28 protein-coding genes are annotated in these 25,777 nt (G+C 43.5%); 8 read left to right on the forward strand and 20 right to left on the reverse strand.

Annotated elements, in window-relative coordinates; genetic code table 11:
- Window positions 1–46 precede the first annotated feature (46 nt).
- Window positions 47–433: a hypothetical protein gene (locus tag MH215_RS17770; RefSeq protein WP_239292074.1), complete on the forward strand. Its 387-nt coding sequence runs from the start codon at window positions 47–49 to the stop codon at window positions 431–433.
- A 223-nt stretch (window positions 434–656) separates the two neighbouring features.
- On the opposite strand, the gene MH215_RS17775 is transcribed toward MH215_RS17770, so the two are convergent.
- The 7 genes from MH215_RS17775 to MH215_RS17805 form a co-directional block, all read right to left on the reverse strand.
- Window positions 657–1,226, reverse strand: coding sequence for a manganese catalase family protein (locus MH215_RS17775; protein WP_056698312.1), 570 nt, complete (start codon window positions 1,224–1,226; stop codon window positions 657–659).
- 163 nt (window positions 1,227–1,389) lie between these two features.
- Entirely contained in the window at window positions 1,390–1,668 is a 279-nt protein-coding gene (locus MH215_RS17780; protein ID WP_239292076.1) for a spore coat protein CotJB, read from the reverse strand.
- A 3-nt stretch (window positions 1,669–1,671) separates the two neighbouring features.
- Window positions 1,672–1,896, reverse strand: a complete 225-nt coding sequence (locus tag MH215_RS17785) for a spore coat associated protein CotJA (RefSeq protein WP_056698319.1) — start codon at window positions 1,894–1,896, stop codon at window positions 1,672–1,674.
- 215 nt (window positions 1,897–2,111) lie between these two features.
- On the reverse strand, window positions 2,112–3,464 hold the full coding sequence (locus tag MH215_RS17790; protein ID WP_239292078.1) for a hemolysin family protein: 1,353 nt from the start codon (window positions 3,462–3,464) through the stop codon (window positions 2,112–2,114).
- Window positions 3,465–3,509: 45 nt separating this feature from the next.
- Window positions 3,510–4,646 carry a radical SAM/CxCxxxxC motif protein YfkAB gene (gene yfkAB / locus MH215_RS17795; protein ID WP_239292090.1) on the reverse strand — a complete coding sequence of 379 codons (1,137 nt, stop codon included), beginning with the start codon at window positions 4,644–4,646 and terminating at the stop codon, window positions 3,510–3,512.
- A 349-nt stretch (window positions 4,647–4,995) separates the two neighbouring features.
- Window positions 4,996–6,120, reverse strand: coding sequence for an HD-GYP domain-containing protein (locus MH215_RS17800; protein WP_239292092.1), 1,125 nt, complete (start codon window positions 6,118–6,120; stop codon window positions 4,996–4,998).
- A gap of 69 nt (window positions 6,121–6,189) precedes the next feature.
- On the reverse strand, window positions 6,190–7,620 hold the full coding sequence (locus tag MH215_RS17805; protein WP_239292094.1) for a bifunctional metallophosphatase/5'-nucleotidase: 1,431 nt from the start codon (window positions 7,618–7,620) through the stop codon (window positions 6,190–6,192).
- 123 nt (window positions 7,621–7,743) lie between these two features.
- On the opposite strand from MH215_RS17805, the gene MH215_RS17810 reads away from it, so the two are divergent.
- Complete coding sequence (locus tag MH215_RS17810) at window positions 7,744–8,493, forward strand: molybdenum cofactor biosynthesis protein (RefSeq protein ID WP_239292107.1); 750 nt, start codon at window positions 7,744–7,746, stop codon at window positions 8,491–8,493.
- A gap of 120 nt (window positions 8,494–8,613) precedes the next feature.
- Window positions 8,614–9,663, forward strand: coding sequence for an HD-GYP domain-containing protein (locus MH215_RS17815; RefSeq protein WP_239292109.1), 1,050 nt, complete (start codon window positions 8,614–8,616; stop codon window positions 9,661–9,663).
- A 145-nt stretch (window positions 9,664–9,808) separates the two neighbouring features.
- Here the strand turns inward: MH215_RS17815 and MH215_RS17820 are convergent, their stop codons facing one another.
- The 9 genes from MH215_RS17820 to MH215_RS17860 all read right to left on the reverse strand — a co-directional run bounded on the left by MH215_RS17820 (window position 9,809) and on the right by MH215_RS17860 (window position 17,819).
- Window positions 9,809–9,943: a YjcZ family sporulation protein gene (locus tag MH215_RS17820; protein WP_217363773.1), complete on the reverse strand. Its 135-nt coding sequence runs from the start codon at window positions 9,941–9,943 to the stop codon at window positions 9,809–9,811.
- 187 nt (window positions 9,944–10,130) lie between these two features.
- Complete coding sequence (locus tag MH215_RS17825) at window positions 10,131–10,853, reverse strand: M23 family metallopeptidase (protein ID WP_082560447.1); 723 nt, start codon at window positions 10,851–10,853, stop codon at window positions 10,131–10,133.
- A gap of 249 nt (window positions 10,854–11,102) precedes the next feature.
- A complete protein-coding gene (gene sufB / locus MH215_RS17830) occupies window positions 11,103–12,500 on the reverse strand; it encodes a Fe-S cluster assembly protein SufB (protein WP_239292119.1) in 1,398 nt (465 codons plus the stop codon).
- A gap of 23 nt (window positions 12,501–12,523) precedes the next feature.
- Window positions 12,524–12,952 carry a Fe-S cluster assembly sulfur transfer protein SufU gene (gene sufU, locus MH215_RS17835; protein ID WP_239292121.1) on the reverse strand — a complete coding sequence of 143 codons (429 nt, stop codon included), beginning with the start codon at window positions 12,950–12,952 and terminating at the stop codon, window positions 12,524–12,526.
- A complete protein-coding gene (locus MH215_RS17840) occupies window positions 12,942–14,162 on the reverse strand; it encodes a cysteine desulfurase (RefSeq protein ID WP_239292132.1) in 1,221 nt (406 codons plus the stop codon). The genes sufU and MH215_RS17840 overlap by 11 nt, the downstream gene beginning before the upstream one ends.
- On the reverse strand, window positions 14,159–15,463 hold the full coding sequence (gene sufD, locus MH215_RS17845) for a Fe-S cluster assembly protein SufD (protein WP_239292144.1): 1,305 nt from the start codon (window positions 15,461–15,463) through the stop codon (window positions 14,159–14,161). The genes MH215_RS17840 and sufD overlap by 4 nt, the downstream gene beginning before the upstream one ends.
- A 25-nt stretch (window positions 15,464–15,488) precedes the next feature.
- Window positions 15,489–16,271: a Fe-S cluster assembly ATPase SufC gene (gene sufC / locus MH215_RS17850; RefSeq protein WP_239292154.1), complete on the reverse strand. Its 783-nt coding sequence runs from the start codon at window positions 16,269–16,271 to the stop codon at window positions 15,489–15,491.
- Window positions 16,272–16,634: 363 nt separating this feature from the next.
- Window positions 16,635–17,216, reverse strand: a complete 582-nt coding sequence (locus MH215_RS17855) for a DUF1802 family protein (protein ID WP_239292156.1) — start codon at window positions 17,214–17,216, stop codon at window positions 16,635–16,637.
- Between the two features lie 141 nt (window positions 17,217–17,357).
- The gene (locus MH215_RS17860) at window positions 17,358–17,819 is read right to left on the reverse strand and encodes a Dps family protein (protein WP_056698356.1); all 462 of its coding nucleotides are present in this window, start codon (window positions 17,817–17,819) and stop codon (window positions 17,358–17,360) included.
- 297 nt (window positions 17,820–18,116) lie between these two features.
- Between MH215_RS17860 and mtnK the strand changes: the two genes are divergently transcribed.
- Together mtnK and mtnA are read left to right on the forward strand one after the other, a co-directional pair.
- Entirely contained in the window at window positions 18,117–19,334 is a 1,218-nt protein-coding gene (mtnK, locus tag MH215_RS17865; protein ID WP_239292169.1) for an S-methyl-5-thioribose kinase, read from the forward strand.
- A gap of 25 nt (window positions 19,335–19,359) precedes the next feature.
- The gene (mtnA, locus tag MH215_RS17870) at window positions 19,360–20,433 is read left to right on the forward strand and encodes an S-methyl-5-thioribose-1-phosphate isomerase (RefSeq protein ID WP_239292178.1); all 1,074 of its coding nucleotides are present in this window, start codon (window positions 19,360–19,362) and stop codon (window positions 20,431–20,433) included.
- A 186-nt stretch (window positions 20,434–20,619) separates the two neighbouring features.
- Here the strand turns inward: mtnA and MH215_RS17875 are convergent, their stop codons facing one another.
- From MH215_RS17875 to MH215_RS17885, 3 genes are all read right to left on the reverse strand, one after another.
- Window positions 20,620–20,922 (reverse strand): YunC family protein, encoded by a 303-nt coding sequence (locus MH215_RS17875; protein WP_239292180.1) that lies wholly within the window; start codon window positions 20,920–20,922, stop codon window positions 20,620–20,622.
- 179 nt (window positions 20,923–21,101) lie between these two features.
- A complete protein-coding gene (locus MH215_RS17880) occupies window positions 21,102–21,821 on the reverse strand; it encodes a hypothetical protein (protein ID WP_239292182.1) in 720 nt (239 codons plus the stop codon).
- A 13-nt stretch (window positions 21,822–21,834) separates the two neighbouring features.
- Window positions 21,835–22,611: an RNA ligase family protein gene (locus MH215_RS17885; RefSeq protein ID WP_239292184.1), complete on the reverse strand. Its 777-nt coding sequence runs from the start codon at window positions 22,609–22,611 to the stop codon at window positions 21,835–21,837.
- A gap of 296 nt (window positions 22,612–22,907) precedes the next feature.
- On the opposite strand from MH215_RS17885, the gene MH215_RS17890 reads away from it, so the two are divergent.
- The gene (locus tag MH215_RS17890) at window positions 22,908–23,465 is read left to right on the forward strand and encodes a hypothetical protein (RefSeq protein ID WP_239292186.1); all 558 of its coding nucleotides are present in this window, start codon (window positions 22,908–22,910) and stop codon (window positions 23,463–23,465) included.
- A 156-nt stretch (window positions 23,466–23,621) separates the two neighbouring features.
- Here MH215_RS17890 and MH215_RS17895 read toward each other — a convergent pair whose 3' ends face one another.
- Window positions 23,622–24,008 (reverse strand): DUF423 domain-containing protein, encoded by a 387-nt coding sequence (locus MH215_RS17895; RefSeq protein ID WP_239292188.1) that lies wholly within the window; start codon window positions 24,006–24,008, stop codon window positions 23,622–23,624.
- Between the two features lie 293 nt (window positions 24,009–24,301).
- On the opposite strand from MH215_RS17895, the gene MH215_RS17900 reads away from it, so the two are divergent.
- Window positions 24,302–24,727, forward strand: a complete 426-nt coding sequence (locus MH215_RS17900) for a hypothetical protein (RefSeq protein WP_239292190.1) — start codon at window positions 24,302–24,304, stop codon at window positions 24,725–24,727.
- A 101-nt stretch (window positions 24,728–24,828) separates the two neighbouring features.
- Window positions 24,829–25,677: a DegV family protein gene (locus MH215_RS17905; protein ID WP_239292192.1), complete on the forward strand. Its 849-nt coding sequence runs from the start codon at window positions 24,829–24,831 to the stop codon at window positions 25,675–25,677.
- The last annotated feature ends 100 nt before the right edge of the window (window positions 25,678–25,777 follow it).

Here is a 25,777-nt window from a genome sequence, read left to right on the forward strand (position 1 = left end):
TATTTTGATATGCTTTTTTTAGTATTTTACATAGTAGGAGGAATAAATGTTTAAGGATATAGCCAGCATATTTGGAACAATATTCATATTGGGACTTTTTCTACTCATATTCGTATTGTCTTTTATGTTTTTCGGAATCGTGTTTGTCCATATCAAAGGCAAAATTAAACTTATCAGAAATAGAAACAAGAACCCCATCAGTAAGAGAACTAGAATGCGATGTAAGAATTGCAGATGTATCATATCTATTGAAGCTATTGTTTGTCCCCACTGCGGTGAGGATTATGAAAAACCATCTTATTCTTTCTTTGCAATAATAATTTACTTTATATTTGGATGTGGATTTATGTATATAGGATTATTAGCTATTCACTGGATTTTATCAGAGGGCTTTTCATTAGAAGATATACATAGAATTAGAAGAAGATATTGAATACATTCTATTTAAAACAAGCTAAGTTTCTTCCTTTTTTCTGATCAATCCTTTCAATACTTGTCTAGTGGCTTTCTTTAGTTGCATAAACACAAAAAGTAACCTCTTCATTAATACAAGCTTTATTAAAATAGTGGGATAAATATTAACGATACACCTAGAGCCACTCCTCAATATAAAAGGAGCGGCTCTTTAATAATTCTTTTGGCCATCGAATACTCACTTAAAATATCTTCTTCGTATCCCGATCATCCTTCAGAATCTCTACAGCTTCACGGAATCGCAGAGAATGCACAATCTCCCGTTCACGTAGAAACTTCAGACTATCTTGCAGGTCGACATCGTCGGTCATATCAATTAACCATTGATACGTAGCTCGCGCCTTCTCCTCGGCTGCAATATCCTCATAGAGATCGGCAATCGGATCACCTTTAGCTTGGATGTACGTCGCTGTGAAAGGCACACCTGCAGCATTATTGTAGAACAGCGCTCGATCATGATTGACGTAATGTGCATCTAAGCCTGCCTGCTCCAACTGCTCTACCGTTACATCTTTGGTTAGCTTGTAGATCATGGTAGCAATCATTTCAAGATGAGCAAATTCTTCCGTAGCGATGTCATTCAGCAGACCAATGATCTTATCAGGAATTGTATAACGTTGGTTTAGATATCGCAGAGCAGCAGCCAATTCTCCATCAGCACCGCCGTACTGCTCCATAAGTAGTTTAGCCATATGAGGGTCACATTTACTTACCCGAACGGGATACTGCAATTTTTTCTCATACACCCACACACAGGGCTCCCCCTTTATTCATCCATTTGGTTCAGCTTCAAATCTAACTCTCACTCCAGCTCATAGGCTCCCAAAATGCCTCGATCTTCGGATCCCCAAAATCAATTAAAACAAAAAAATCCTTTGCTCTTTATGCATATGCTCTAATTTCTGCCCACTACTTCTACACTTGCCAAGGCCAAGGCGTCTGTGACCATTCCCACGGATATTTGGAAAAGGCATGACCAAAGTTCATTAACGGACCGTACAATTGCTGAAATTCCTGTGCTACGCGCATGCGTTCTTGAGCGAACTTATTGTACTGCTCAATACTCTGATAATCTCCAGGATGTGTATCCAAATACAGGTTAAGCTCCACTAACACAAAATCTAAGGCCTGTAATTCCTCCAGCAACTCATAATATCTAGCATCACAAGCTTTAGCTACCTCTTCAGATTCCATCTATTACACCCCCTTTTCCTTCGCTTTTGCCGATGTATATGGGCTGTACAAGGCGGGCCACAACGTTCCTAATCTAAGCGCTTCTGCGGGACTATACTGCGGCCATCCCATTGGCTGAAATGGAATAAACAGCTGCGGAGGAACCAGATACGTTCGAATCTCCTTCGGTTCACACGGATCAAATGGTCCAATAAATGGCCTGTATGCACGAATCTGCGGATCCTTCATACCATCAACCTCCTTTCTAGTTTTTTTGAATTAACCTTCCTACGTTTCATAATCGCCCTACGCTTCCCGTCTCTATAACCATATGTCTCAAGCGTATGGGTTAATCCGTATTTTTCAGTAAAAGCTAAAAAAAGACCTTCGCTCCACTTCCCCACAGGGAAGCTTCACGAAGGTCAACATGACTCACGAGTATTCATCATACGTGTTCACTTTAATTATTCATCTTGTTCGTCTGGTTTATCATTGTCCTGCGTTATTGTACGCTTGTACACCTTCACCCGCGTAATTCGCAATCGACTGGATTCCTCCACCTCAAATACGTACCCGTTCCGTTCGCGTGTTTTGCCTTTGGCAGGACTACCTTCAAGCTCCTTGAACAGCCAGCCACCGATGGTATCCACTTCATCATCCTCAATAACGGCTCCAGTCCATTCATGCACCTCTTCAATAAGAGAGCGACCGTCGATTGAGAAAGAATCCCCATTGCGCTCCATATGTGGACGCTCGTCCTCAAACTCATCGTACAGATCTCCGACAATCTCTTCCAGAATCTCTTCGGCTGTTAACAAACCCGCTGTACCACCATATTCATCAACCACCAACGTCATCTGAGAATGTTTCTTCTGCATCAGACGTAACACATGGCTAATCTCCATAGATTCCGGAACGTTAAGAATTGGACGAACGAGAGAAGCGAGGTCATGCTGTTGTTCTGGTTGAGCTAGCAGTAAGTCCGTAATATGGATAAATCCAATAATCTCATCCTTATCCTCCACCGCTACCGGATATCGAGAGTGCTTCGTGGCATTGATGATCTTCAGATTCTCCTCCAAAGACAGATTGGTGTAAAGACAATCCATATCTGTACGTGGCAACATGACCTCACGAGCGAGCATATCAGAGAAATCAAAGATGTTATCCATCAATTTGATCTCATCCTTATCAATAACTCCACTCTTGGCACTTTGTTTCATGAGAATGCGCAGCTCATCCTCTGAATGTGCTTCTCCTTCACTTGCAGGTTCAATTCCAGCAAGACGGAGTAACGCATTCGCCGATGCATTCAACACCCAGATGAATGGGAAGAAGATTTTATAGAAAAGCAGCAGCGGTGCAGACAAGAACAGCGCAACTCCGTCTGTCTTTTGAATCGCCAGTGATTTGGGAGCAAGCTCACCAAGTACGATATGTAGGAACGTAATAATACTGAAACCTACGATAACGGAAACTGTCGATATGAGCGCTGTATCCACCACACCAAGCTTGGTCATGAGGGGTTGAACTAGTAATTCGGATATCGCTGGTTCACCGAGCCATCCAAGTCCAAGGGAAGTCAACGTGATTCCAAACTGGGTTGCAGATAGATACGCATCCAGTTTTCCGTTCACTTTTAGCGCATAGCCAGCCAGACGATTGCCCTCACTCTGTAATTGCGTCAGACGAGTCTGCCTCACTTTCACGAGGGAAAATTCCGCTGCAACAAATACACCATTCAAGAAGACGAGCAGAAACACACACACCAGATTAAACAGTAATTGCCCAAGATGAAATTCGGTATGAATATCCAAGTCGAAACTCCCCTTTTCTATCTATTCAGGAATGCACCTGGAAGGTCAGCGTGTAATTGCCTTTCTTGATTTGAAATCAACACCCTTATAATACATATCTGCCACCAACAGATTAGGGCCGCAGCAGGATGCGATATCACAGTGACAATTCACTGTCTGATTCAGCGGATGCTCTGCTGACCACTCATGGAAGACATCATCCAGCTTACGATCTCGAATGTTTCCAAAGGCTGGGATGTCTGCAAAGTCAGTCACATACACATTACCTGTAAACATATTTACGTTAACTCGGTTACGCCCATCTGGATCGTTACGAACTGTTACGTTAGGTTCACAGTGCAGACGATTAATTAGCTCACGATCCTGTTCTGCAGCGCTACATGCGAAGAATGGAAGTGTACCGAACAACATCCACATCTCCTTATCACGTACGTCCAGCAATCGATGAATGGCCGTACGCATATGATCCAGCGACAGAACAGGCAGGTTGGATGCAAAGTTCGAATTATACATCGGATGCACTTCATGACGTACACAGCCCATCTCACGAATTAACTGGTGGATACCCTCGAGTTTGTCATGAGTACGATAATTAATCATGGACTCGGCAGAGATAAACATGCCAGCTTCACTTAACTTACGTGAGTTTTCGATCATTTTCTCGTACATCTTCACCGCAACTTCACGTTTAACCGGTCTGCCACTATTCGCAAACCCAACTTGATGGAAATCATCCGCATTCAAATAATTAAAGGAGATATGCATGACATCCAAATAAGGAAGCAACTTCTCATATCGATTCAAATCTAGTGTAAGATTGGAATTGATCTGGGACTTTATGCCACGCTCCTTCGCATATTTGAGCAGCGGAATAATCATCTCATCCACCGTTTTCTGACTGAAGCTTGGTTCCCCACCTGTCAAACTAATCGTTTGCAGGTGTTCTACCTCATCTAATCGTTTCAACATCAATGGCAACGGAAGAGCTGGAGCCTCACGCATCGTAAGCATATCACCCACCGCACAATGCTCGCAGCGCATATTGCACAAGTGAGTCACGGTCATTTCTACACTGGTCAGTACATGGCGTCCATATGTACGCAAAGAACCGATTGGATCCCATGGATCGTTTGTCGGCGATAAAGGCATCGGTTGAACCGATCCTGAATTTAGCATGGTCATTGTTTTTCACCTTATTCCTTTTATTAACCTAAAAATTTTTATTTACATCATACTCCGACGCAATCTTTTTGGAGCTATCTTTTATCATAGCACAATTTTGAATGCCTCGGAGGAAAGGGTCTGTCTATTTCGTGTAGGAAAACTGCCCTACGTAGGCTTACATTTGTATCTATAAATCCTACTTAAATTGTAGATAATCAGACCAGATTTGTTTCATTATCATAAAGCGTAACTTTGAACAATCTTATAACTAATGGGTACAATTATAAGGCAAAAAACGCTCCTGTATATTGAGTCTATTCAACCCAAATATCACGATAGAAGCGTCTAGTAATGATTAAGTTAATTATCAGCTTTCCAAATACTGTCCACTAACTGGCATCGAAGGCACTTCATCCGCGCCCTCCACACCTGTAATCATGACTGACAATGCAGTCGATAGATCAATTTCATAGGGTGCATGCAAAACCTGACCCTCTGCATCCTTCAGCACTCGAATGATTGGGCGTTGCGGGATACGTGGATGGATCGAGGCCACGACACCAACCTCACCTGTACTTATTGTGACCGACATGCCAATAGGATAGATCGCAACACAATCTCGAAATTTCTCAAGCATACGTTGTTCGTAAAGCGTACAAGAACCCGTATAGAGCACTTCCACCGCTTGATGTGGCAATAGGGCTTTTTGATACACTCGATTGGTTGTCATCGCATCATATGAATCCGCAAGTGCAATCCATTTGGCATAGTCATGAATCTCATTCCCTTTTAGGCCGAAGGGATAACCGCTACCGTCAATTCGTTCATGATGCTGGAGGGCGCAATGTGCAGCTAGAAGCGGTATGCCCGGTTCGTCTTTGAGGATACGATGTCCATATGTAGTATGCTGTTGAATCAGTTTGAATTCCTCGTCTGTTAATTTAGAAGGCTTATACAATACTTCTGAAGCTATCTGTGTTTTACCGATATCATGCAACAATGCACCCAGGCCAATCTCCATTAATTGCTGTCTATTGTACCCTGATGCTACCCCGAGAACCAATGTATACACACAAACATTCAATGAATGATTATATAAGTCAAAATCAGTAGAACTCATGTCCATGAGCATAATCATGGCTTCCTTCTGACTGCCGATGTCCTCCAGAATTGTATTCATCAAACCGGTCAACGTTTTGCCAAAGTGCGAAATCCGGCTTTTTGTTCGAAAGCCTGACATGTTCTGAAACTGTTGCTTAATCTCAACCAGCGCCCTACGTTTGGTCTCCTCCTGCAACATCTCCGGTACAATAATATCCTCTGTTGCCGCATCTTTTATATAGACATATCCAATGCCTAGATCTTTCATTCGAGAGATTAAGCGCTGAGTTAATTCCACATCTTCACTGAGCAGTACCAAACCCTCTTCACTATATATCCGTTTCCCCAGCTTCATGCCAGGCTGCAATAAGTTTATATGTACTAAACGCACAGCCTATCCTCTCCCGCTCCGTAGATGTAATTGCAACTAGCCGCCGCTTCAGCAGAAGGCAAGTACTTGTTATATTTCTCGCCAGCGAGGTCGCAGGCAATCGTCCAGCGCTCCTGGTCGTTTTAGTTCTATTTCCACTAGATCCCGTAAGAATTCTGGAAGATAATAATTCGTCTCTGTACCCAGGGCGAGTGGAGGATATCCCACATTAAACGTAAACATTCCGAGTGTACCGACCACATATTGTTGTTCCTCCTGAATAGGACTGCCCGCAATACGTATAGAACGAATTTTCTCATATGCTGGTCGCCCAGGATCATATTCAATGTCCATCCCATCCACGCATAATGTTCCTAGAACCTTCCCGCGAAACCCAAATCCAATGATCGGCTTATCCGTAAACTCTGGCAGCAATGATTGCTCAAGTGCTTCACGGATGTGGCTGCCTTTTAAGCATATTGTACAAGCATTGATCGGAGAAGGACATAGGGAATGTAACATTCCTTTGGTAATGACTCCCTGTGGGAGATCTCCAAGTAACTGCCCTGCATTCACCAGTGACACTTGGGTACCTGTAGCCTGTCTGACCGCTTGTGCAAGCAAGGTGGCAAAAGGGGATTCGCGCTCATAATGAACGGAAAGTGGCTTGTCCACCATTACGGCTGTCTGCTCTAGTGATTTCTCTGCTTCAGCACGATTCGTAGCGATTGCGAGAGTAACCTGCTCTTCCAGAAGAGTGGTTGTCACCGGAACACATCCACTGCTTACAAGGACAGGCTTGCTCGCAGAGTTCTGACGCTCTAAGACCACTTTACCGAGCCATTCCCCAAACTTACCGCTTGCTGCAATGGTGGTATTGCCAATTATCAAAGGCTCCTCAAGCACATGATGCGTATGTCCGCCCAAAATCACGTCAATGCCTTCAACCTGCTCTGCCAATCTGCGATCGTTGGAAAGTCCCAAATGCGATAAAACAATGATGACATCCACCTTAGGAGACAATTCAGCAACTTGTTTACTCAGCGTCTCGATAGGGTCAAGAAGACTCCACCCTAACAAATCATAAAACGTAGTGAATGGTGCTGTTGCCCCTAACAAACCAATGCGAAATTCACCCTTGGTCACGACGAGCGACGTGTGCATCCAGGATGGGACAAGGCCAGTCTCATATTCAACAACATTCCCGCAAACAACAGGACATTGAAGCCCGGAATACGTTCTTGCCAGCTGTTCAGGTGTTATCGTAAGTCCTTCGTTATTCCCGATCGTAATGGCATCATACCCAGTAAGATTGATCACATCGACGTTGGCTGCTCCAAGTGTGCCTTCCGTTTCCACAGCCTTACGATCCATATGATCTCCTATATCAAGAACCATTACATTCTCAGCTTGTTCTCTTTCTTTTTCAATCATGGCGGCGATCGGACTCATGGCACCAAAATGACTGTGAATGTCATTCGTATGCAGTATTGTTAACACTTGTGTATTCGTGGTGCTCATCACACCGCCTCCTTCTGATTCCGTTTAAAACGTTCATTCCTCTAATAGATAAGCATAACATTTTCCGTCTCGTTATGATATATTGAAAGGGTTTAGATTTTGAAAAAAAGGTGGAAAATTCTCATGAAATTGAACATTCAACTATTTGCAGGTATTGCTGAACGTCTCGGCACTTCTCTGATTGAATATGAATACGACGGAGCTGAGCCAACAGCTGCTCTTTTGAAAGAAAAGTTAGCCGAATCATACCCTGAATTAGCCTCTCAGATCCGCACTGCCTTTCTTGCTGTAAACCAACAGTACGCTCCTGCCGATACTATAATATCGGCTCAAGATGAGATTGCTTTGATACCTCCTGTATCCGGAGGCGATGGTACTGAGGATCGGAAGTCCGAGCAAGGGGCTTCCTCTACCAAACAAACTACTCCAGATGGGCGATATCAGATCACTACATCCCCCTTGTCTGTGGAAACAACGACTAATCTTGTCATCACCGCTAACCACGGTGCTGCTCTTACGTTTGTCGGAACTACGCGCGAGATGACGGGTGAACAACGAACAGTGCACTTGGAATATGAAGCTTATGTTCCCATGGCTCTCGCACAGATGGCAGCCATCGGCGATGAAATCTCTGAGCGCTGGCCTGGCGTGTTATGCGCAATAAGCCATCGAATTGGACAAGTGGACGTTGCTGAGATTAGTGTGGTCATTGCCGTCTCTTCTCCTCATCGCAGTGATTGTTACGATGCTAGCCGTTATGCCATCGAGAGATTGAAGCAAACTGTGCCGATCTGGAAAAAAGAAATATGGGAAGATGGTTCCGAGTGGAAGGGTCATCAATTGGGTCCTTGGAACCCTATGCAGCAACAATAATTAGTTATTCTAACTCTTGAATTACTAATTAAATTAGTAAATAAGTCGTTGTCAACCCATTTTTTTCTTGTTATTATAATGATATGTGTCGATATTAGTCGAGGAAAAGGTGGTTTATACGTGAGAGTGCATGTTACTGATCTTAAACCTGGCGACCTGTTAATAAATGACGTATATAACAATGCAGGTCTCCACATGCTGGTGAAAGGTTCCACGCTTAGCGAAGATGATATTGCCAAATTGCTGCAACACGGAATCGATTACGCAGATGTAGAGCATACACCATCCGATTTACACTCTGATGAACAAACCTTACGTTCCGATCAAACCCGTCTTTTAACTAATTTGTTTGAAGATACGATAAAAGGTACTGAAACGTTGTTCGAGCAAGCCATGGAAAAGGGATTTATTGATGAGTCTCAGGTCGATCATATCTTAATTAACTTAACATCTCAGCTTGAAAAACAAAAAGATGTCGTTTCCCTTCTACTCATGATGGACGGAGATAACGAATACACGTACACTCATTCGTTACAAGTTGGCATGCTTGCCTTCTATATCGCGGGGTGGATGGGGTATAATCCAGAAGAGTGTTTGACCGTGGCCAAAGCTGGTTATTTGCACGACATTGGCAAATCGAAGATTCCACCTGAAATGTTACATAAGCCGGGTAAATTAACTCCGGAAGAATTCGAAGAAATGAAAAAGCACACCCTATATGGGTATGAGATTATTATGGAATCGACTCAAGATGAACTTCTTGCAACCGTAGCATTACAGCACCATGAGCGTGAGGATGGTAGTGGTTATCCTTACGGACTAAAAAGAGATGAGATTCATCCATACTCCCGTATTACAGCTGTAGCTGACGTGTACAGCGCCATGACAACCAATCGGGTATATCAGACCAAACAAGAGCTAATCTCTGTCTTATGCGAGCTGTACAGCCTTAGCTTTGGTCAATTAAATGGAGAAGTCACTCAGGAACTTATTAAACATATGCTTCCCAATTTTATTGGTAAACGAGTTCTTCTCACCACAGGTCAGACCGGTCTCATCGTCATGAATAATCCTGCGGATTACTTCCGTCCACTCGTACAGACATCCTCTGCCTTTATCGATTTAGCGAAGGAAAGAGATGTTGCGATTGTTGAGATTTATGTCCAGTAGTATTGATTAGGGATCAAAACAGACATATTGAGATTGGATAAAAACATATCAAGCTATAATTGTCACTCAACATTCGCCATTATAACGTTTGAAAGGGAAGCCGTGTGAACGGCTTCCCTTTTCTATTTAGAGGATTGTTTACGAATTATACACAGAACGCTTTGGTGATGATAACCAACAGAATGAACAACACCAAGATTGCGCCTGTCGATGTGAATGGGTTGTAACCACCCACGCCACCTACGTTGTTGCCACCACAGCCATATCCTACTTCGCTCATATGATTGCCTCCTCTTCATCAGGTATACCCTAACATATGACAACAGCATTTTTTTGAACCGGGCGAATTGGCAATATTCCATAAATGGTTATCCGCCTAAGTTCAGTTACCTGATGAAGAGCATTAGGACTTTGTTGAAGCTTATCGCATGGTTGGAATAATCATTAGCATGGTCAATACCTAGTTGTTAATTTGTCGCATCGGGGTTTACGTTAATATTCTTCTCCTTGCGATACATAATGACAAGCAGCCTCCAAAAATCATAGCTCCCTGTATCCGTCATGATGAATGAACGATAATAATTGAATGCATCTTGTGCCCAGGGGGGACAAGGCATATTGGCACGATTTTGCTGCTGCTTGATCCAGGACGCTTGTGCTTCCAATGTTCTCTGCATGGTCTCGAACCTTTGCTTCTCCTCACTTGTCATGGGCTGTGCCTCCTCTTCCTCCACCATAGAGCGATATTCGGACTTCAGGTATGTTTCCGGTTCGACAACGCCGTTCTCACTTGCTGTGAAACCATAAGAGGGTCTGCTTGCTTTACGTATTTCATAATGCACATGCGGCCCTGTGCTCTGGCCAGTACTGCCCTGATTACCAATGAGTTGCTTTTGCTGAACATGTTGTCCCACCTTCACCGCAATCCGCGACAGATGAGCGTAACAATGCAAGTAACCTCGATGATCCTCTACCGCTACTGTAAGCCCGTAACCTCCGAATCCTGAGCCAGTAACCCCTTCACCAGCAAATCGTACCACTCCCTCCAAAAAAGCATAGACAGGGCCATTCCATGGCTCTGTGACTAGATCAATACCTCGATGAAATGTCTGCCCGCCATGGATGGGATGAATACGATAACCAAATGAGCTGGTAATACGATATCCCTCAAACGGATTTAAGCTCATCATGTCACATCCTTTTCTATCAATAGATGCTTGAATCTATGAGATGGCTTGTGCGAATGATCCTATTTTATACCAGAAAAACAACATTTAGCATGCACTCTAAGATCCGTTTTCACAAAATATAACTTACTTTTAGACAACAAAAAAGACCGAGGAGAATCCTCGATCTTAATCTGTATTACATGAAATATTCAGGAAAGGAATTAGGACGCGAGCGTCCCATCTTACCCGTTAACCATTGTCAGACAAGGGTTAACCGATAGATCCTTCCATTTCGAATTTGATCAATCTGTTCATTTCTACCGCATATTCCATTGGCAATTCCTTCGTGAACGGCTCGATGAAGCCCATGATGATCATCTGTGTTGCTTCTGCTTCGGTCAGACCACGACTCATCAGATAGAAGAGTTGATCCTCAGATACTTTGGATACCGTCGCTTCATGCTCCAGCATGATGTTGTCATTCATGATTTCATTGTAAGGAATTGTATCGGATGTGGACTCATTATCGAGAATGAGCGTATCACACTTGATATTGGATTTCGCGCCTTCAGCTTGGCGACCAAAGGAAGCCAGACCACGATACGTTACTTTACCACCATGTTTACTGATGGACTTGGAAACGATCGTTGATGTTGTATCTGGGGCCAAGTGGATCATTTTCGCACCTGCATCCTGATGCTGATTTTTACCAGCTACAGCGATGGACAGAACGGAACCTTTCGCTCCACGGCCTTTCAGAACAACAGCAGGATATTTCATCGTCAGTTTGGAACCGATGTTACCATCGACCCATTCCATCGTTGCATTCTCTTCTGCAACCGCACGTTTAGTAACGAGGTTGTAGATGTTTGGTGCCCAGTTTTGAATCGTTGTGTAACGAACACGGGCATTTTTCTTACAGATGATCTCAACAACCGCACTATGAAGTGAGTTCGTGCTGTAGATCGGAGCTGTACAGCCTTCAACATAGTGAACGAAACTGTCTTCGTCCGCAATGATCAGTGTACGCTCGAATTGTCCCATATTTTCGGAGTTAATCCGGAAATATGCTTGCAGAGGCACTTCACATTTCACGCCTTTTGGCACGTAGATGAAGCTTCCTCCGGACCATACGGCACTGTTCAATGCAGCAAACTTATTGTCTGCTGGTGGAATCACGGTAGCGAAATATTCGCGCAGGATTTCCGGGTGCTCTCTCAGAGCTGTATCGGTATCCATGAAGATAACACCTTGATCTTCCAATTCCTTTTGCATGTTATGGTATACTACCTCAGATTCATACTGAGCCGATACACCTGCAAGGAATTTTTGCTCCGCTTCAGGAATTCCCAATTTATCAAAGGTTTCTTTGATCTCAGAAGGAACCTCTTCCCATGTTTTCCCTTGCTTATCAGAAGCACGAACATAATATTGAATATCGTTGAAATCTAATCCGTCGAGATCTCCGCCCCATTTCGGCATTGGCATCTTTTCGAACTGTTTCAAAGATTTCAAACGGAACTCCAACATCCATTCCGGTTCATTCTTAATCCGGGAAATTTCGGTAACGATCTCCGCAGTCAAACCTTTACCGGTTTTGAAGATGGATTCGTGCTCATCGCGAAAACCATATTTATACTCTTCCATTTCTGGTGCTTTTTTAGCCATCTTACTCTACCTCCCTATCGTTATTATACATTGTCCTCTTCGTCTATTCCTTTGCGTAATGCATTCCAGGCCAGAGTGGCACATTTGATGCGTGCAGGGAACTTGTTCACACCGGATAGGGCTTCGAGATCTTCATAATCGTCGAAATCGACTTCTTCCCCCTTCATCAGTGAGGAAAAACGGTTAGCCATATCGAGTGCCTGCTCCATTGTTTTACCTTTGACAGCCTCAGACATCATGGATGCCGAAGACATACTGATGGAACAGCCTTCGCCCGTATACTTGGCTTCCTGAACGATTCCGTCTTTCAGCATGAGTTGCAGTGAAATCCGGTCGCCGCACGTTGGATTATTCAAATTCACCGTGACAGCGTCATTATCAAATGTTCCGCGGTTACGCGGATTTTTGTAGTGATCCATTATAACACGCCGGTACAGATCATCAAGTTGCATCGCCAAAATACTCCTTTGTCTGAATTAGGGCGCTGACAAGTCGATCCACATCTTGTTCATTATTGTATAGATAAAAACTGGCACGAGCTGTTGAGCTCACTTCAAGCCAGCGCATTAGCGGTTGACAGCAATGGTGTCCGGCACGAATAGCTACGCCACTCGCGTCCAGTACCGTTGCCACATCATGGGGGTGAACATCTCCCAAGTTAAAGGTGACGACACCGACATGCCGTTTAGCTGGTCCATAGATCGTAAGTCCATCAATCTCGGACAAACGTTCCGTAGCATAAGCTGCCAGCACGCCTTCATGATGGGCAATCTCATCCATGCCAATCTCCTCGAGGAAATCGATAGCAGCGCCCAAGCCTACCGCACCAGCGATAATTGGCGTTCCACCTTCAAATTTCCAAGGTAGCTCTTTCCAGTTTGATTCGTACAAACCTACATCATCGATCATTTCACCGCCGAACTCAATCGGTTCCATGGACTCCAGCAGCGCCTTTTTGCCGTAAAGTGCACCGATTCCGGTTGGTCCGCACATTTTATGGCCGGATAACGCATAGAAATCACAATCTAGATCCTGCACGTCCACCTTCATGTGCGGTGTGCTCTGTGCGCCATCAACCACGATGACCGCACCATTGCGGTGTGCAATTTCAGCAATTTGTTTCACAGGATGGACTAAACCCATCACATTGGATACATAGGCGATTGCTACAATTTTAGTATTGTTCGTAATCGTCTTCTCCACATCAGCTAACTCAATGTGCCCATCAGGCTGAAGCGGGATGTATTTCAATGTTGCACCTGTCTCCTTAGCGACTTGCTGCCAAGGAATCAGGTTACTATGGTGCTCCATTTGTGTAATAACAATTTCGTCGCCTTCTTTGCAATTCGCACGGGCATACGATGAAGCTACAAGATTCAGAGCTGTCGTTGTCCCGCGTGTGAAGATGATCTCCTGAGTACGACGAGCATTGATAAACTTAGCAACCTTCTCACGAGCGCCTTCATAAGCGTCTGTCGCACGGCTACCAAGCGTATGAACGCCGCGATGCACATTGGAGTTTTCATATTCATAATAATGTTTAACTGCTTCAATCACAGCACGAGGCTTCTGTGAAGTTGCAGCACTATCTAGATAAACGAGCGGATGTCCGTTAATTTCCTGGTGGAGGATCGGGAACTGCTCGCGAATGGATGGATTCATTGTCCCAACTTCTTCTCAATCAGGGACTGCAATTGGGTACGCAGTGCTTCCAAAGGAATATCCGCCACCACCGGTGCGAGGAAGCCATAAATGATCAAGCGTTCCGCATCCGTACGGTTAATCCCGCGCGACATCAAGTAATGGATCTGCTCCGCATTTACTTGACCTACGGAAGCTGCGTGACCTGCTGTTACATCATCTTCATCAATGAGAAGGATCGGGTTGGCATCTCCACGCGCTTTAGGACTCAGCATCAATACTTTCTCCGTTTGCTGTCCATCCGCTCTTGTGGCACCTTTCTCGATCTTCGTAATGCCGTTGATAATCGCAGAAGCTTCCTCACGCATAACCGCACGTGTAATCATCTGGCTCGGCGTGTCTTTACCAAAGTGGCGAGCTTCTGTCGTGTAGTTGATCTTCTGTGAACCGGAACCAACAGCAATCACTTTGGAATCGGAGCTTGATCCATTACCTTTCAGCACAGTCATTGTGTTGCTCGCTGTATCACCGTTGTTCATTTCTCCAACGATCCATTCAATCGATGCATCGTTCTCTAGAACTGCACGACGGAAGGAAACATCGGTTACGTTCACATTCAACTGATGCACTGTTGCGAAGCGCACTTTAGCACCGGATTTTGCGAAAACTTCCACAACCCCGTTATGGAAAACAGGAGCGGACAATTCACCGGATACATAGTTGTCTACATAAGTAACAGAGCTGTTTGCTTCGGCAACAACGAGCACGTGAGGTGCAAATGTTGCAGATGCATCATCTGTAAGCAAGACCGCTTGCAATGGTATTTCAATCTCAACATTTTTCGGAACATAGAGGAAAACTCCACCATTCCAAAGAGCTGCATGCAAAGCCGCAATAGAATGCTCATCCGCTTTTACTGCTGTGCCCAGATATTGTTTTACTAGATCACCATGTTCACGAACAGCTGAAGCTAGATCTGTGAAAATTACACCTTTTGCTGCCAAATCAGCAGACAAGTTGGAGTAAATTGTAGCAGAGTTGCGTTGGATAACCAGACTACCTTCAGCTTGGTCTTGAACCAATTCCTTAATCGAAGCAGGCACTTCTTCCAAAGAAGCAATGGCTCCGTTCGTTTTATATGTTCCATAATCGCTGATATTCCAGCGTTCAATTTTTTGCTTTTCCAGTTTAGGAAGCGCAAGCTCACTTGCAAGCTTCAAAGCCTCAAGTCGTTGCTCAGTCAACCAGCCGGGTTCATTGTTGCTCTCCGACAAGGTACGAAGCGCTTCAGACTCAACCGGAAGAATTGTTTGTGTTGTCATGAAATGATCCTCCTCCGTTTTGTCTTTACGCTTCTTGACCTACAGTTTCATCTGTGATTCCCAGTTCTGCTTTTACCCAATCATAACCTTCCGCTTCCAGACGTTGAGCCAGTTCAGGTCCGCCGGATTTTACAATGCGACCTTGCATCATAACGTGAACATAGTCAGGTGTAATGTAGTTGAGCAAACGTTGGTAGTGGGTAATGATCAAGAAGCCACGATCTTCGCTCTTCATTGCATTTACGCCGTCTGCGACGATTTTCAATGCATCGATGTCCAGACCAGAGTCGATTTCATCGAGTACTACAATTTTTGGATCAAGCAGCATCATTTGCAGAATTTCGTTACGTTTCTTCTCACCACCGGAGAAGCCTTCATTCAGATAACGATGAGCGAACTCTGGATTCATATCGAGTTCTTTCATTTTACCTTCCATTTGACGAATGAACTTAATCAAGGAAATTTCGTTTCCTTCGCCGCGACGTGCGTTAATTGCACTACGCAAGAAGTCGGAATTAGTAACCCCAGCGATTTCGCTCGGATATTGCATTGCCAAGAACAAGCCAGCACGTGCGCGCTCATCTACAGCCATATCCAATACGTCCTCACCGTCAAGTGTTACTGCACCGTCAGTTACTTCATATTTAGGATGTCCCATCAACGCGGAAGCGAGTGTAGATTTACCAGTTCCGTTTGGACCCATGATTGCGTGGATTTCTCCACCTTTCATTTCCAAATTGATTCCTTTCAGGATTTCCTTACCTTCGATCGTCGCTTTCAGACCTTCAATGACGAAATTCGTAGCCATGTGTATTGTTTCCCTCCATTGATTAAATTGATGTTTGCTGTCGAAAACGAAAAAGCGCCTATTAATATCTGAACAGAGCTTCCTCTGAATTTCTTATGGTGCTGTAATCTGTAAAGCCAAGAACACTTTAGAATAATTCTAAACTGATTCTCATTGATTATCAAGTCATTTCCGAGAACTCTTGTCCTCTGGAGAAACATTATTCTACCTGATTCTATAATAAAAGTAGGTTTGAATCAAATGAGATTACATCTTGGCATTGTATAAACAGTGACAAAAATCACTGTAATGCAACTTTTATCATAGCATGACCTTCTGCAAAAAAAAGGACTTATCCATATGATGGACAAGCCCTTCTTGTCTTTACTCTTCATTTTTGAGCAATTCGTTAACCTTCTGTACCTGTTCGTCAAAATCCGCAACGTTCATCACCGGCGTCATTTCGCTCGGCAAAGAACCATTCGGAATGGAAATCCAAGAACGACAACCGTTGTATTCTGACAAAATCGGAATCTCCATCGGTTCATTCAAACGGTACACGCGTAGCAATAATACATGGAGCGGATCTTTTCTTTTCCACTTCAAGCGGTCTTCGGCAAAATCCGCAGTCCACATATGTAAATCTAGAAGTTTATCCAGCATCTCCTGATCTCTAATCTCCACATCTTGCACCACTTCGGCATAAGAAGTGATACGGATTGTCGAAGCTTCGGGCACCCATTCGGCCAATGATTCCTCAACATAGGGGTGATCAGAGGACTTGATCAGTTCTTTACGCTGATGCTCATAAGTCGGATACAGGACAAATGCTGGACTTTTCAGCTCAAAATGTCGAGTTTCCTCCACGATCCCACCTTTACGCATCACCATAATTTGGCGACCCTGTTCTAAGGCTTTAATCGTGGAAGCCCACTCTTTTAATGCCGGTATATTGTTACCTATCATATGTTCCCCTCCCCGAATCGGTCTTGTCAGCAGTATAGACGTTCAAGCGCCTACCTGACAACTCTCCATAAAGTAGGAAAGCTGACGATTCGTGTACTAGTACATACTCAGGTACTACAGTAATGGAAGAAAATCGATGTCTTAGCCCAAGAAGGAGCGAAGCATCCACATATGTTTCTCCAGATCTGCCTTGAATCCTGTCAGCATATCGGATGTTGGTTGGTCTTCAGCAGCGTCAGCCGCTTCAATACCTTCCTGATATTCATTAGATAGCGTCGCAAAATCTTCGATTAGGTTCTGCACCATCTGTTTCGCATCTTCTCCACCCGCTGCTTCTTGGATAGAAGAAAGCTCCAGATATTCTTTCATTGTAGCCGCTGGGCTACCTTTAAGTGTAAGAATACGTTCAGCAATTTCGTCCATTTGTACAGTCACTTCATTATAGAACTCTTCAAATTTAACGTGCAATGTGAAGAAATTAGGGCCTTTTACATACCAGTGATAGTTGTGAATTTTGACGTAAAGGACGTTCAAGTTTGCCACTTGACGATTAAGTAATTGTTCAACTGTTTTTGTTTGATTTGTTTTGTTAGTTGTAGCCATTTGAAATCCCATCCTTTATTTAAAGTTAGTCCGTTATACGAGAATGCAGAGTCGTTCTGCTCCTGTATAACAGAGATTTAGCTATTCGGCACCGCTGCTTGCGGGAAGCCTTGTCGGGCGTTTTACTTCAACCGTCCGGCCTATTTGTTTTTACCCTCGTCCCTGAAGTGTGAAACAAGATTGACATCTCCGGTATCAAAAAAAGGGTACAAAAGCAGAGCTAATTCCGATATACTGACATATACCAAGCAAAGAAGTGGGTTTTCCTGTTTCTTCATATATATGGAGGTGGCATTCTTGTCCCAATATCACCCGTTAACACCCCAGGAAGCAATTGAATTGGCGCGAACATTACCTGATCCGTTTACGGCAGATTCAAATCTAGAATGTCGTGAGATCGGCGACGGCAATCTGAATTTGGTTTTCCATATCACAGATCAGAACTCCGATAAAAGTATCATTATCAAACAGGCGCTTCCTTATGCGAAAGTCGTAGGAGAATCATGGCCATTGTCTCTTGTACGGGCTCGCATTGAGCGTGAAATTCTACAGGAAGAGTATCGTCTCTGCCCTGGAATGGTGCCTGAGGTGTATCATTACGATGACGATCTTGCATTAACGGTAATGGAAGATCTGAGTGATCATGTGATTATGCGCAAAGGTCTTATAGAAGGTACAAGCTATCCGCTTTTCGCACAACATATCGGTGAATTTATGGCAAGAACGCTCTTCTTTACTTCAGACCTCGGTATGAACCAACAACTGAAGAAAGAAAAACAAGGTCGATTTATCAATCCAGATCAGTGTAAAATAACCGAGGATCTGATATTCGATGAGCCCTACCGGATCGCAGAGAAAAACAATTATGAAGCTACTATTGAGGACGAGGCTGAAGCGCTTCGTACGGATGGAGAACTGCACTTGGAAGTCGCTTTATTACGCGAGAAATTCTTGACTCATGGTGAAGCACTGCTTCATGGCGACCTGCACACAGGCAGTATTTTTGCAACACCAGAATCCACTAAAGTCATTGATCCAGAGTTTGCTTATTATGGGCCGATGGGCTTCGATATTGGTGCGGTGATTGCGAACCTGCTACTCAATTATGCTTCCCTTCCAGGATCGATCAAAGATAGCCAAGCACTTCAAGAGCGTGAAGCTATGCTGCTAGACATGGTTCGGGACGTCTGGACTGAATTTGAGAGCCGTTTCCGTGCACTGTGGGTGAATGATCTGGTTGACCCTATGGCAAAAGCTCCGGGATATCAAGACCACTATGTACAAAAAGTGTTCCGGGATACAGCTGGCTTCGCTGGTGCAAAAATGGTACGTCGTATTGTTGGTCTTGCACATGTAGCGGATATCGATACCATTGAGGATGCTACAGAACGGGAACGCGCACAACGCAAAGCTCTAGCTATTGGTAAAGCTCTTATCAAGAGCAATCGCCGTCTGAACACAATCGGAGAACTGTTAGACACCGTGTCTACAGCTGTCTCTGCACTCAAATCATAAATCTAACAAAAATGGAGGCACATCCATGACAACTTCTGAACACCAGCCTTTGTCCTCCCTGATATGGAAACAGGACAAGCTTGAAATGCTTGACCAGCGTCTTCTACCCGAGACCATTCTGATGCTGAAGCTGTACACACCTGAGGAAGTGTGGGAAGCTATTCATTCCATGAAAGTACGTGGAGCTCCTGCAATCGGGATTGCTGCTGCATTCGGCGTTGTTCTAGGCGCCAAAGCTTATGATGGAATGGGTACACCAGGCTGGCTGGATCATGTAAAATCCATCTGTGCTCACTTGGCAACATCTCGTCCAACAGCAGTTAATCTGTTCTGGGCGCTGGATCGTATGATGCAAAAGGCCAATGAGCTTGCAGAAGCTGGCAATTCGATTGAGGACGGCAATGCTGCCCTTGAAGCTGAAGCTCTTCACATTCAAAAAGAAGACGAAGAAGTATGCCGTATGATTGGCGAGAACGCACTCCCACTGTTCGAGGATGGTATGGGTGTGCTGACGCACTGTAATGCCGGAGGACTCGCGACAGCTAAATATGGCACAGCAACTGCACCGATGTATCTTGCTCAAGAACGAGGTATTAACCTTAAAGTATTTGCGGACGAAACTCGTCCTGTACTGCAAGGGGCACGCCTGACTGCATTCGAATTGCAACAAGCTGGCATTGACGTTACACTGCTCTGTGATAACATGGCCGGAATGGTCATGTCGAAGGGATGGATTCAAGCCGTTATCGTCGGCACAGATCGTGTGGCTGCGAATGGTGATGTAGCGAACAAAATCGGAACGTACAGCGTTGCTGTGCTTGCCAAAGCGCATAATATTCCGTTCTATGTAGCTAGCCCACTGTCCACTATTGATCTATCTACACCATCTGGCGATCTTATTCCAATTGAAGAGCGTGCAGCAGAGGAAGTTACCGAAGGGTTTGGCAAACGTACCGCACCTCAAGGTGTTAAAGTATTTAACCCAGCGTTCGATGTCACTCCGAACGAATACGTCACAGCCATCATTACGGAAAAAGGTGTCGTGCGTGCGCCTTTCAAAGAGAACTTGGCTGCATTGTTTGCAAAAGAAGAAGCTTAATTCCTATATTTATGAACCGAGTTTAATGAAATAAATGATATGTAAAGAAATGAGGGCTCCCCGAAAGGAGCCCTTTTTTTGGCGTGAACATTGAATTTAGGTTGAAGTTGAGTTGAAGTAAAATTAAAAATAGGATGGGGATAACTTTAGATTAGATTGGATTGGATGCGATAGTTCTTTAGATGTTCAGATCATTTTCAATAATGCCTCTACGCCTGTCATACCCACTGTAATTCCCATAGCTTCGGCTTCTGTTGTCACCGATTCCATCGGAGCATGCAGCAATTGTTCCAATGTGCGCACACCAACTGCCCGAGCTGCAATAATTTTGCGATCTCCCAGCACCTCATTAAGTAATCCCACATCGAGTGCTCCACACATGATATACCCCTTCGATGTGTTAATTGTGAGCAGCGTTGTTTTGGGCAGCTTCACTTCCACTCCCACCAACACGTGTTCCCCAACGACAATCGGCTCCATCGTCACCATAGTCTTCCGATCCACCTCCTCTTCCGCAGGTCAAGATAATTGTATGCCTTGCCCTGAAGAGTCGTGTGGACACCTGCCGTGTATCGAGAAAATGGCTTCCTAATCCGTCTTTCACTTTCGAAATGAAATCAACTTATTTCAAATTAGAAAACACATCATTGCGGCTTTTATCAGAAGAATTATGAGAAATTTCTATCAAAACAGTTCTCAGACTCACATTTAATTTTGTACCATGCATAACCATATTCCGTGATGTATGAATGGATCAATAAACGATTTCCGCAACGCATACAAGCTCGCTCAGTCAAATCTCCAGTTTTATATACCTCTAGGTATTCCTCCGCGAATACAACCTCTTCAATAATCTTTTCAAGTGCTGACTCACTGATGTCAAAAGGGTTCATGTCCCCTCTTGTAGCATAGATGGTCTTAGAAAAAGCTCCGAATCCTCCTACCAGCTCATGGTGATGTGTATTAATCTGTCCACCACCTCTTTCGAACAGCTTAATGATCGGCTCATAGATGTCTGGGTACTGTAATGCAAAACTATTTCTGTCATCAATTAAAGCGCACCATCGCAGATAGTGCATACTTAACATCTTCATAAGCATGAGATCAATATCTGTAAAATTCGGAAAATCGACTACGAAGTTGTCCCATGCATCATCAGGAATTCGATAACCAATTAACATGTCCATTCCCACATAAATGCCTGTTCCTCCTTTAGAAAGATGCTGCAAAAAAACACCTACTCTACGGTAGTACTCGGCAATTAATATGGCGTCTGCTTCATACTGTCCTCTTGACCTAACTTCTTTGTAGCTTTTCTGCGACATTCCCTTGTATAAATGAGGGTCAATATTTCTAATCCTCTTCGCCGCCAATTCGTAATAACTCATCTGTTCATCCTCATCAATTTCTAAATGTTCTTTCATAGTCTTCAAAACGAATCTTTCGAATTTGATTACGGTTTACCGTTCTCACAATGATCCCCTCTGATTTACCAGCCAGTTCTATTCCGACTTGTGTTTTTTCAAAATTCTTCAGATAGGAGAAGGTATCTTTTAGCGAGATTGGAAAATGAGACCCTGTTGTTACTTCCAATAATGGTGCAGCCTGCAAACCTAAACGCTGAACCAATCTCTGCTTATCATCTTCATTGTAAAATGGTTGATTACCATGCTCACGCCATTCAGCTATTTTTTCCAATTGGAGTTCCATAAGGTTATCTAGTTCAACTTCATTCAATGAGAAAACGTCAAATACGCGATAGTTTTGTGTTTTTCTATCTGAGTAGTGTTTGGAAGCCTTCGTTTTCCCGCCATATGACTCTTGATATATTACTTTTAAGGCCCAGTCCCCCTGAAGCTGATCATTAGCAATGATCTCGTCTACTATAGGTCTAAGGAAATCCGCGATATTTCCGTATGGGTTACCAATCCGATCCCCTTTAGCATATAGCAGTTCTTCTCTAGAACCGATGAGATAGTCTATCTCCCCGTCAGCATTCTTAAGCATAATGATTCTGGAATTCTCTCCATCTACTTTTTCATAGATATATACTGACTCCGACTCCTCAAAAACTCTTGACTCAGTTAACGCATCATTTAGTCGGCCTCTTTCTCCCAACTGATGATATGTATAAATACTTGGATATTTAGTTATAGAGTTAATCTTTTTCAGGTCCATGCTCGTTCATCCTCTTCCTTAATATATGATGTAACTTCAATGTCATTTCAATCTTATTTTATATTAAATTCCATATTTACACATCTATAACTCTACTGAATCACCAGTCATTACCAACTTTATATACAAATAACATGGCTAAAAAGCAAAAATGAATGCCCCTCCAATCACCATGGTTTTGACCGATTCTTCCATAGCATTTTCTCCACCTTGACACTATGATTATTGCCACATTAATGATATAGTAGGTTAGACGTATTATGGTATTCACATATATTTTAACGGGGCTGGGATGAATGAAAGAAACCTTATCCAACGAAGAAGAAATCGGCTATCTATTTAACGTCGATGTTCTGATTAAGAACCGCTCAAATGCACTGGCACTGCAGTCCCTGTTGGAGCTCATGAACAAAGAGGAACAGATTGCGGACTTCCGGATTCAATCCGGTATAGAGCTTGGCAAGATTATTGAAGCGACAATTCAATCTAGAAAAGAATCCATTACGACTCTTCACAATGGACGAAAAAAAGCTCAGGACAGTACGGTACAGAAAAGCGCTTCAGCAAATGCTTCTTCTGCTCCAGCCAAAAAAGAGCAACCTAAAGATGTCACTCCAAAGAAGGAATCATCCGAGCCTTCCCAGAGCGGAAACTCGTTTGATGAATGGATCAACACACTGATTAAGGAAAATCGCCTGACACGTATCGTCGTAAACAACAAGAATGGTAAGCATCAGAGTATCCCTTGCCGCATTTTAAATTTTGATCGGGATAATAACATCGTAAGCATTTACCATGTTGATGAGAAGCAGGTTTATTCATTCAGAACCAATGAAATTGATGAGTTTTTGTAAAAACAACAAAGTACAATGAAAAGCAGCCCACGCGGAAATCCCATAACATTTCCATGTAGGCTGTTTTTTTCCAACATTGTGTAAGCGCATTAGTTAATGAAACTTTCCATATTAACAATTGTTTCTCAAGTGAAGCACGTAAGCAATCTTAAGTAATTAGGATCTTCCCTTACCTCGTTGCCACACGTCTAACGCGAACAGCAGCCAACCTGTAATAAAAGCTACACCACCAATTGGAGTAATGGCGCCTAATATTTTGATACCTGTTGTACTTAGTACATATAAGCTACCAGAGAACACAATGATACCAATCAGCAGAAGACGTGCCGACCATTTAAGCTTGGTAGACTCTCCTAGTTGTCCAGCCGTAAGTCCTACAATGAGTAAAGCGACGGCATGGATCATGTGGTACTGTACACCCGTTTCATAGGTTGCAAGGGCTTTAGCATCAATGTGCTCTTTCACAATATGTGCACCGAACGCACCAATAGCCACAGACAGCATTGTAAGTATCGCGCCCAGCATCATCCATTTACGTTGCATTTCCTTTTCTCTCCCCTTTACCTTCATAGTGTGCACTATGTTTTATTGTACCTGAATCCCACTATCGTTTGCCAGTTAGCTTACAAACTGAACGTACTTGGCTACTTTGGTTGTATAAAATACATATTCACTCGAAAACAATGGCGAAAGTGCTGAGATATCTTGATTTTTAACGACTTTTATGGAAAAGTAAAAAGGTGTGTTTTTGAAACCAACTCAAGAATCACTACGTTTAAATAAGGGTAATAACATGCATTACCTAATCAGCAGGATAAGGAGGGAAATCATATAATATGAATAATAACCATCTGAATGAACCACATTCATACGATAACAACTCGTTCACGCCATATCCAGAAGAACCGAACACTATCCGTTTGAAACAATCCGGTCCTGGTATTGCTAGCTTTATACTTGGACTAGTCGCTTTGTTTGCTTATATTTTAACGTTCTTCTTTGCTGCGATGGCTCTGACCAGCTCATTGGATTCGTTCACACCTGCGAACGTTGAGGAAATTGCTCTGCATCCTGCGGTCATTCTTGCTTCGCTTTCCATCCTAGTTTGTCTCGTCCTGAATTTGGCTGGGCTTATCGTTGGTGTCATTGGGCTTGTGCTCAAAAATCGGAAGAAAATCTTCGCCATTATCGGGACGATTCTTAATGGTATCTTGATTTTGGCATTTGCCGGACTGATTCTAGCGGGGATGTTCATGGCGTAATCAGGCAACAAAGTGTCGCACGAAGCAGCAATATATGCGTTGCAAACATCAAACATATGACATACTTTTTGTTCAAATTATCATATCCAAAGGAGATCAACATGTCACGAATCAAAATTTTTACAGACAGCACCAGTGATCTGACCCCATCGTGGATTCAAACGTATGACGTTGGAATTATTCCGCTCTATGTTGTATTTGGCGAGGAATCATTGAAAGACGGTGTTGAGATTAAACCGGAGCAGCTATATGAGCGCGTAAGTAGGGATGGTCGTCTCCCCAAAACAGCTGCGCCTTCTCCAGCGGATTTCATGACGGCATTTCAGCCATACATAGACCAAGGGGATGATATCCTGTATATCAGCTTATCCTCTGAACTTTCTTCTACATATCAAAATGCCCTGCTCGCCAGTTCTGAGTTTCCGGAAGGGCGAATTTCCGTTATAGATTCCTTGAATCTCTCATCCGGAATTGGACTGCTTGTCATGAAAGCAGTCCATGCAGCACAGAATGGTCAAACATTATCAGAGATCACACATTTGATCGAAGCCCTCAAACCCAATGTGCGAACTGAATTCGTCATTGATACTCTGGAGTATTTACATAAAGGTGGTCGATGCTCTGGCATGCAAAATCTAATTGGCAGTCTGCTGAAGATTCGCCCCGTGATTCGAGTAACAGATGGTAAAATGGCTCCCGCTTACAAAGTTCGTGGTAAACGTGAAAAGGCTCTGGAGCAAATGCTGCAGAACACGTTAAGCAATAAGGAGCAGATTGATAAGGATCTGGTTATCGTTGTGCATACGATGGCAGAAGAAGATGCGCTTGATTTGCAAAAGTCACTTCAAGAACAGACAGGCGCTCGTGTAGAGCTAGCTACCGCAGGATGTGTAGTCTGTAGTCACTGTGGTCCCAAAACGATCGGTATTATTTATAATACCGCATTGTAACATCTGAATGTCACATTCCAGATGAAGTGGTGCTGCTTCTATAACGATTCTATATTAACAAAGTAAAGGGCATCCTTAGTTATAAGCTGAGGATGCCCTT

Source organism: Paenibacillus sp. ACRSA (assembly GCF_022346845.1).
Classification (GTDB): Bacteria; Bacillota; Bacilli; order Paenibacillales; family Paenibacillaceae; genus Paenibacillus.

Excerpts from the sequence above, each read along its gene's own strand:
- MH215_RS17770 (WP_239292074.1), top strand. The coding sequence starts at position 47 with ATGTTTAAGGATATAGCCAGCATATTTGGAACAATATTCATATTGGGA.
- MH215_RS17780 (WP_239292076.1), bottom strand. The coding sequence starts at position 1,668 with ATGGAATCTGAAGAGGTAGCTAAAGCTTGTGATGCTAGATATTATGAG.
- MH215_RS17785 (WP_056698319.1), bottom strand. The coding sequence starts at position 1,896 with ATGAAGGATCCGCAGATTCGTGCATACAGGCCATTTATTGGACCATTT.
- yfkAB (WP_239292090.1), bottom strand. The coding sequence starts at position 4,646 with ATGACCATGCTAAATTCAGGATCGGTTCAACCGATGCCTTTATCGCCG.
- MH215_RS17805 (WP_239292094.1), bottom strand. The coding sequence starts at position 7,620 with ATGAGCACCACGAATACACAAGTGTTAACAATACTGCATACGAATGAC.
- MH215_RS17810 (WP_239292107.1), top strand. The coding sequence starts at position 7,744 with ATGAAATTGAACATTCAACTATTTGCAGGTATTGCTGAACGTCTCGGC.
- MH215_RS17820 (WP_217363773.1), bottom strand. The coding sequence starts at position 9,943 with ATGAGCGAAGTAGGATATGGCTGTGGTGGCAACAACGTAGGTGGCGTG.
- MH215_RS17825 (WP_082560447.1), bottom strand. The coding sequence starts at position 10,853 with ATGATGAGCTTAAATCCGTTTGAGGGATATCGTATTACCAGCTCATTT.
- sufB (WP_239292119.1), bottom strand. The coding sequence starts at position 12,500 with ATGGCTAAAAAAGCACCAGAAATGGAAGAGTATAAATATGGTTTTCGC.
- sufU (WP_239292121.1), bottom strand. The coding sequence starts at position 12,952 with ATGCAACTTGATGATCTGTACCGGCGTGTTATAATGGATCACTACAAA.
- MH215_RS17840 (WP_239292132.1), bottom strand. The coding sequence starts at position 14,162 with ATGAATCCATCCATTCGCGAGCAGTTCCCGATCCTCCACCAGGAAATT.
- sufD (WP_239292144.1), bottom strand. The coding sequence starts at position 15,463 with ATGACAACACAAACAATTCTTCCGGTTGAGTCTGAAGCGCTTCGTACC.
- sufC (WP_239292154.1), bottom strand. The coding sequence starts at position 16,271 with ATGGCTACGAATTTCGTCATTGAAGGTCTGAAAGCGACGATCGAAGGT.
- MH215_RS17855 (WP_239292156.1), bottom strand. The coding sequence starts at position 17,216 with ATGATAGGTAACAATATACCGGCATTAAAAGAGTGGGCTTCCACGATT.
- MH215_RS17860 (WP_056698356.1), bottom strand. The coding sequence starts at position 17,819 with ATGGCTACAACTAACAAAACAAATCAAACAAAAACAGTTGAACAATTA.
- mtnA (WP_239292178.1), top strand. The coding sequence starts at position 19,360 with ATGACAACTTCTGAACACCAGCCTTTGTCCTCCCTGATATGGAAACAG.
- MH215_RS17875 (WP_239292180.1), bottom strand. The coding sequence starts at position 20,922 with ATGGTGACGATGGAGCCGATTGTCGTTGGGGAACACGTGTTGGTGGGA.
- MH215_RS17880 (WP_239292182.1), bottom strand. The coding sequence starts at position 21,821 with ATGAGTTATTACGAATTGGCGGCGAAGAGGATTAGAAATATTGACCCT.
- MH215_RS17885 (WP_239292184.1), bottom strand. The coding sequence starts at position 22,611 with ATGGACCTGAAAAAGATTAACTCTATAACTAAATATCCAAGTATTTAT.
- MH215_RS17890 (WP_239292186.1), top strand. The coding sequence starts at position 22,908 with ATGAAAGAAACCTTATCCAACGAAGAAGAAATCGGCTATCTATTTAAC.
- MH215_RS17895 (WP_239292188.1), bottom strand. The coding sequence starts at position 24,008 with ATGCAACGTAAATGGATGATGCTGGGCGCGATACTTACAATGCTGTCT.
- MH215_RS17900 (WP_239292190.1), top strand. The coding sequence starts at position 24,302 with ATGAATAATAACCATCTGAATGAACCACATTCATACGATAACAACTCG.
- MH215_RS17905 (WP_239292192.1), top strand. The coding sequence starts at position 24,829 with ATGTCACGAATCAAAATTTTTACAGACAGCACCAGTGATCTGACCCCA.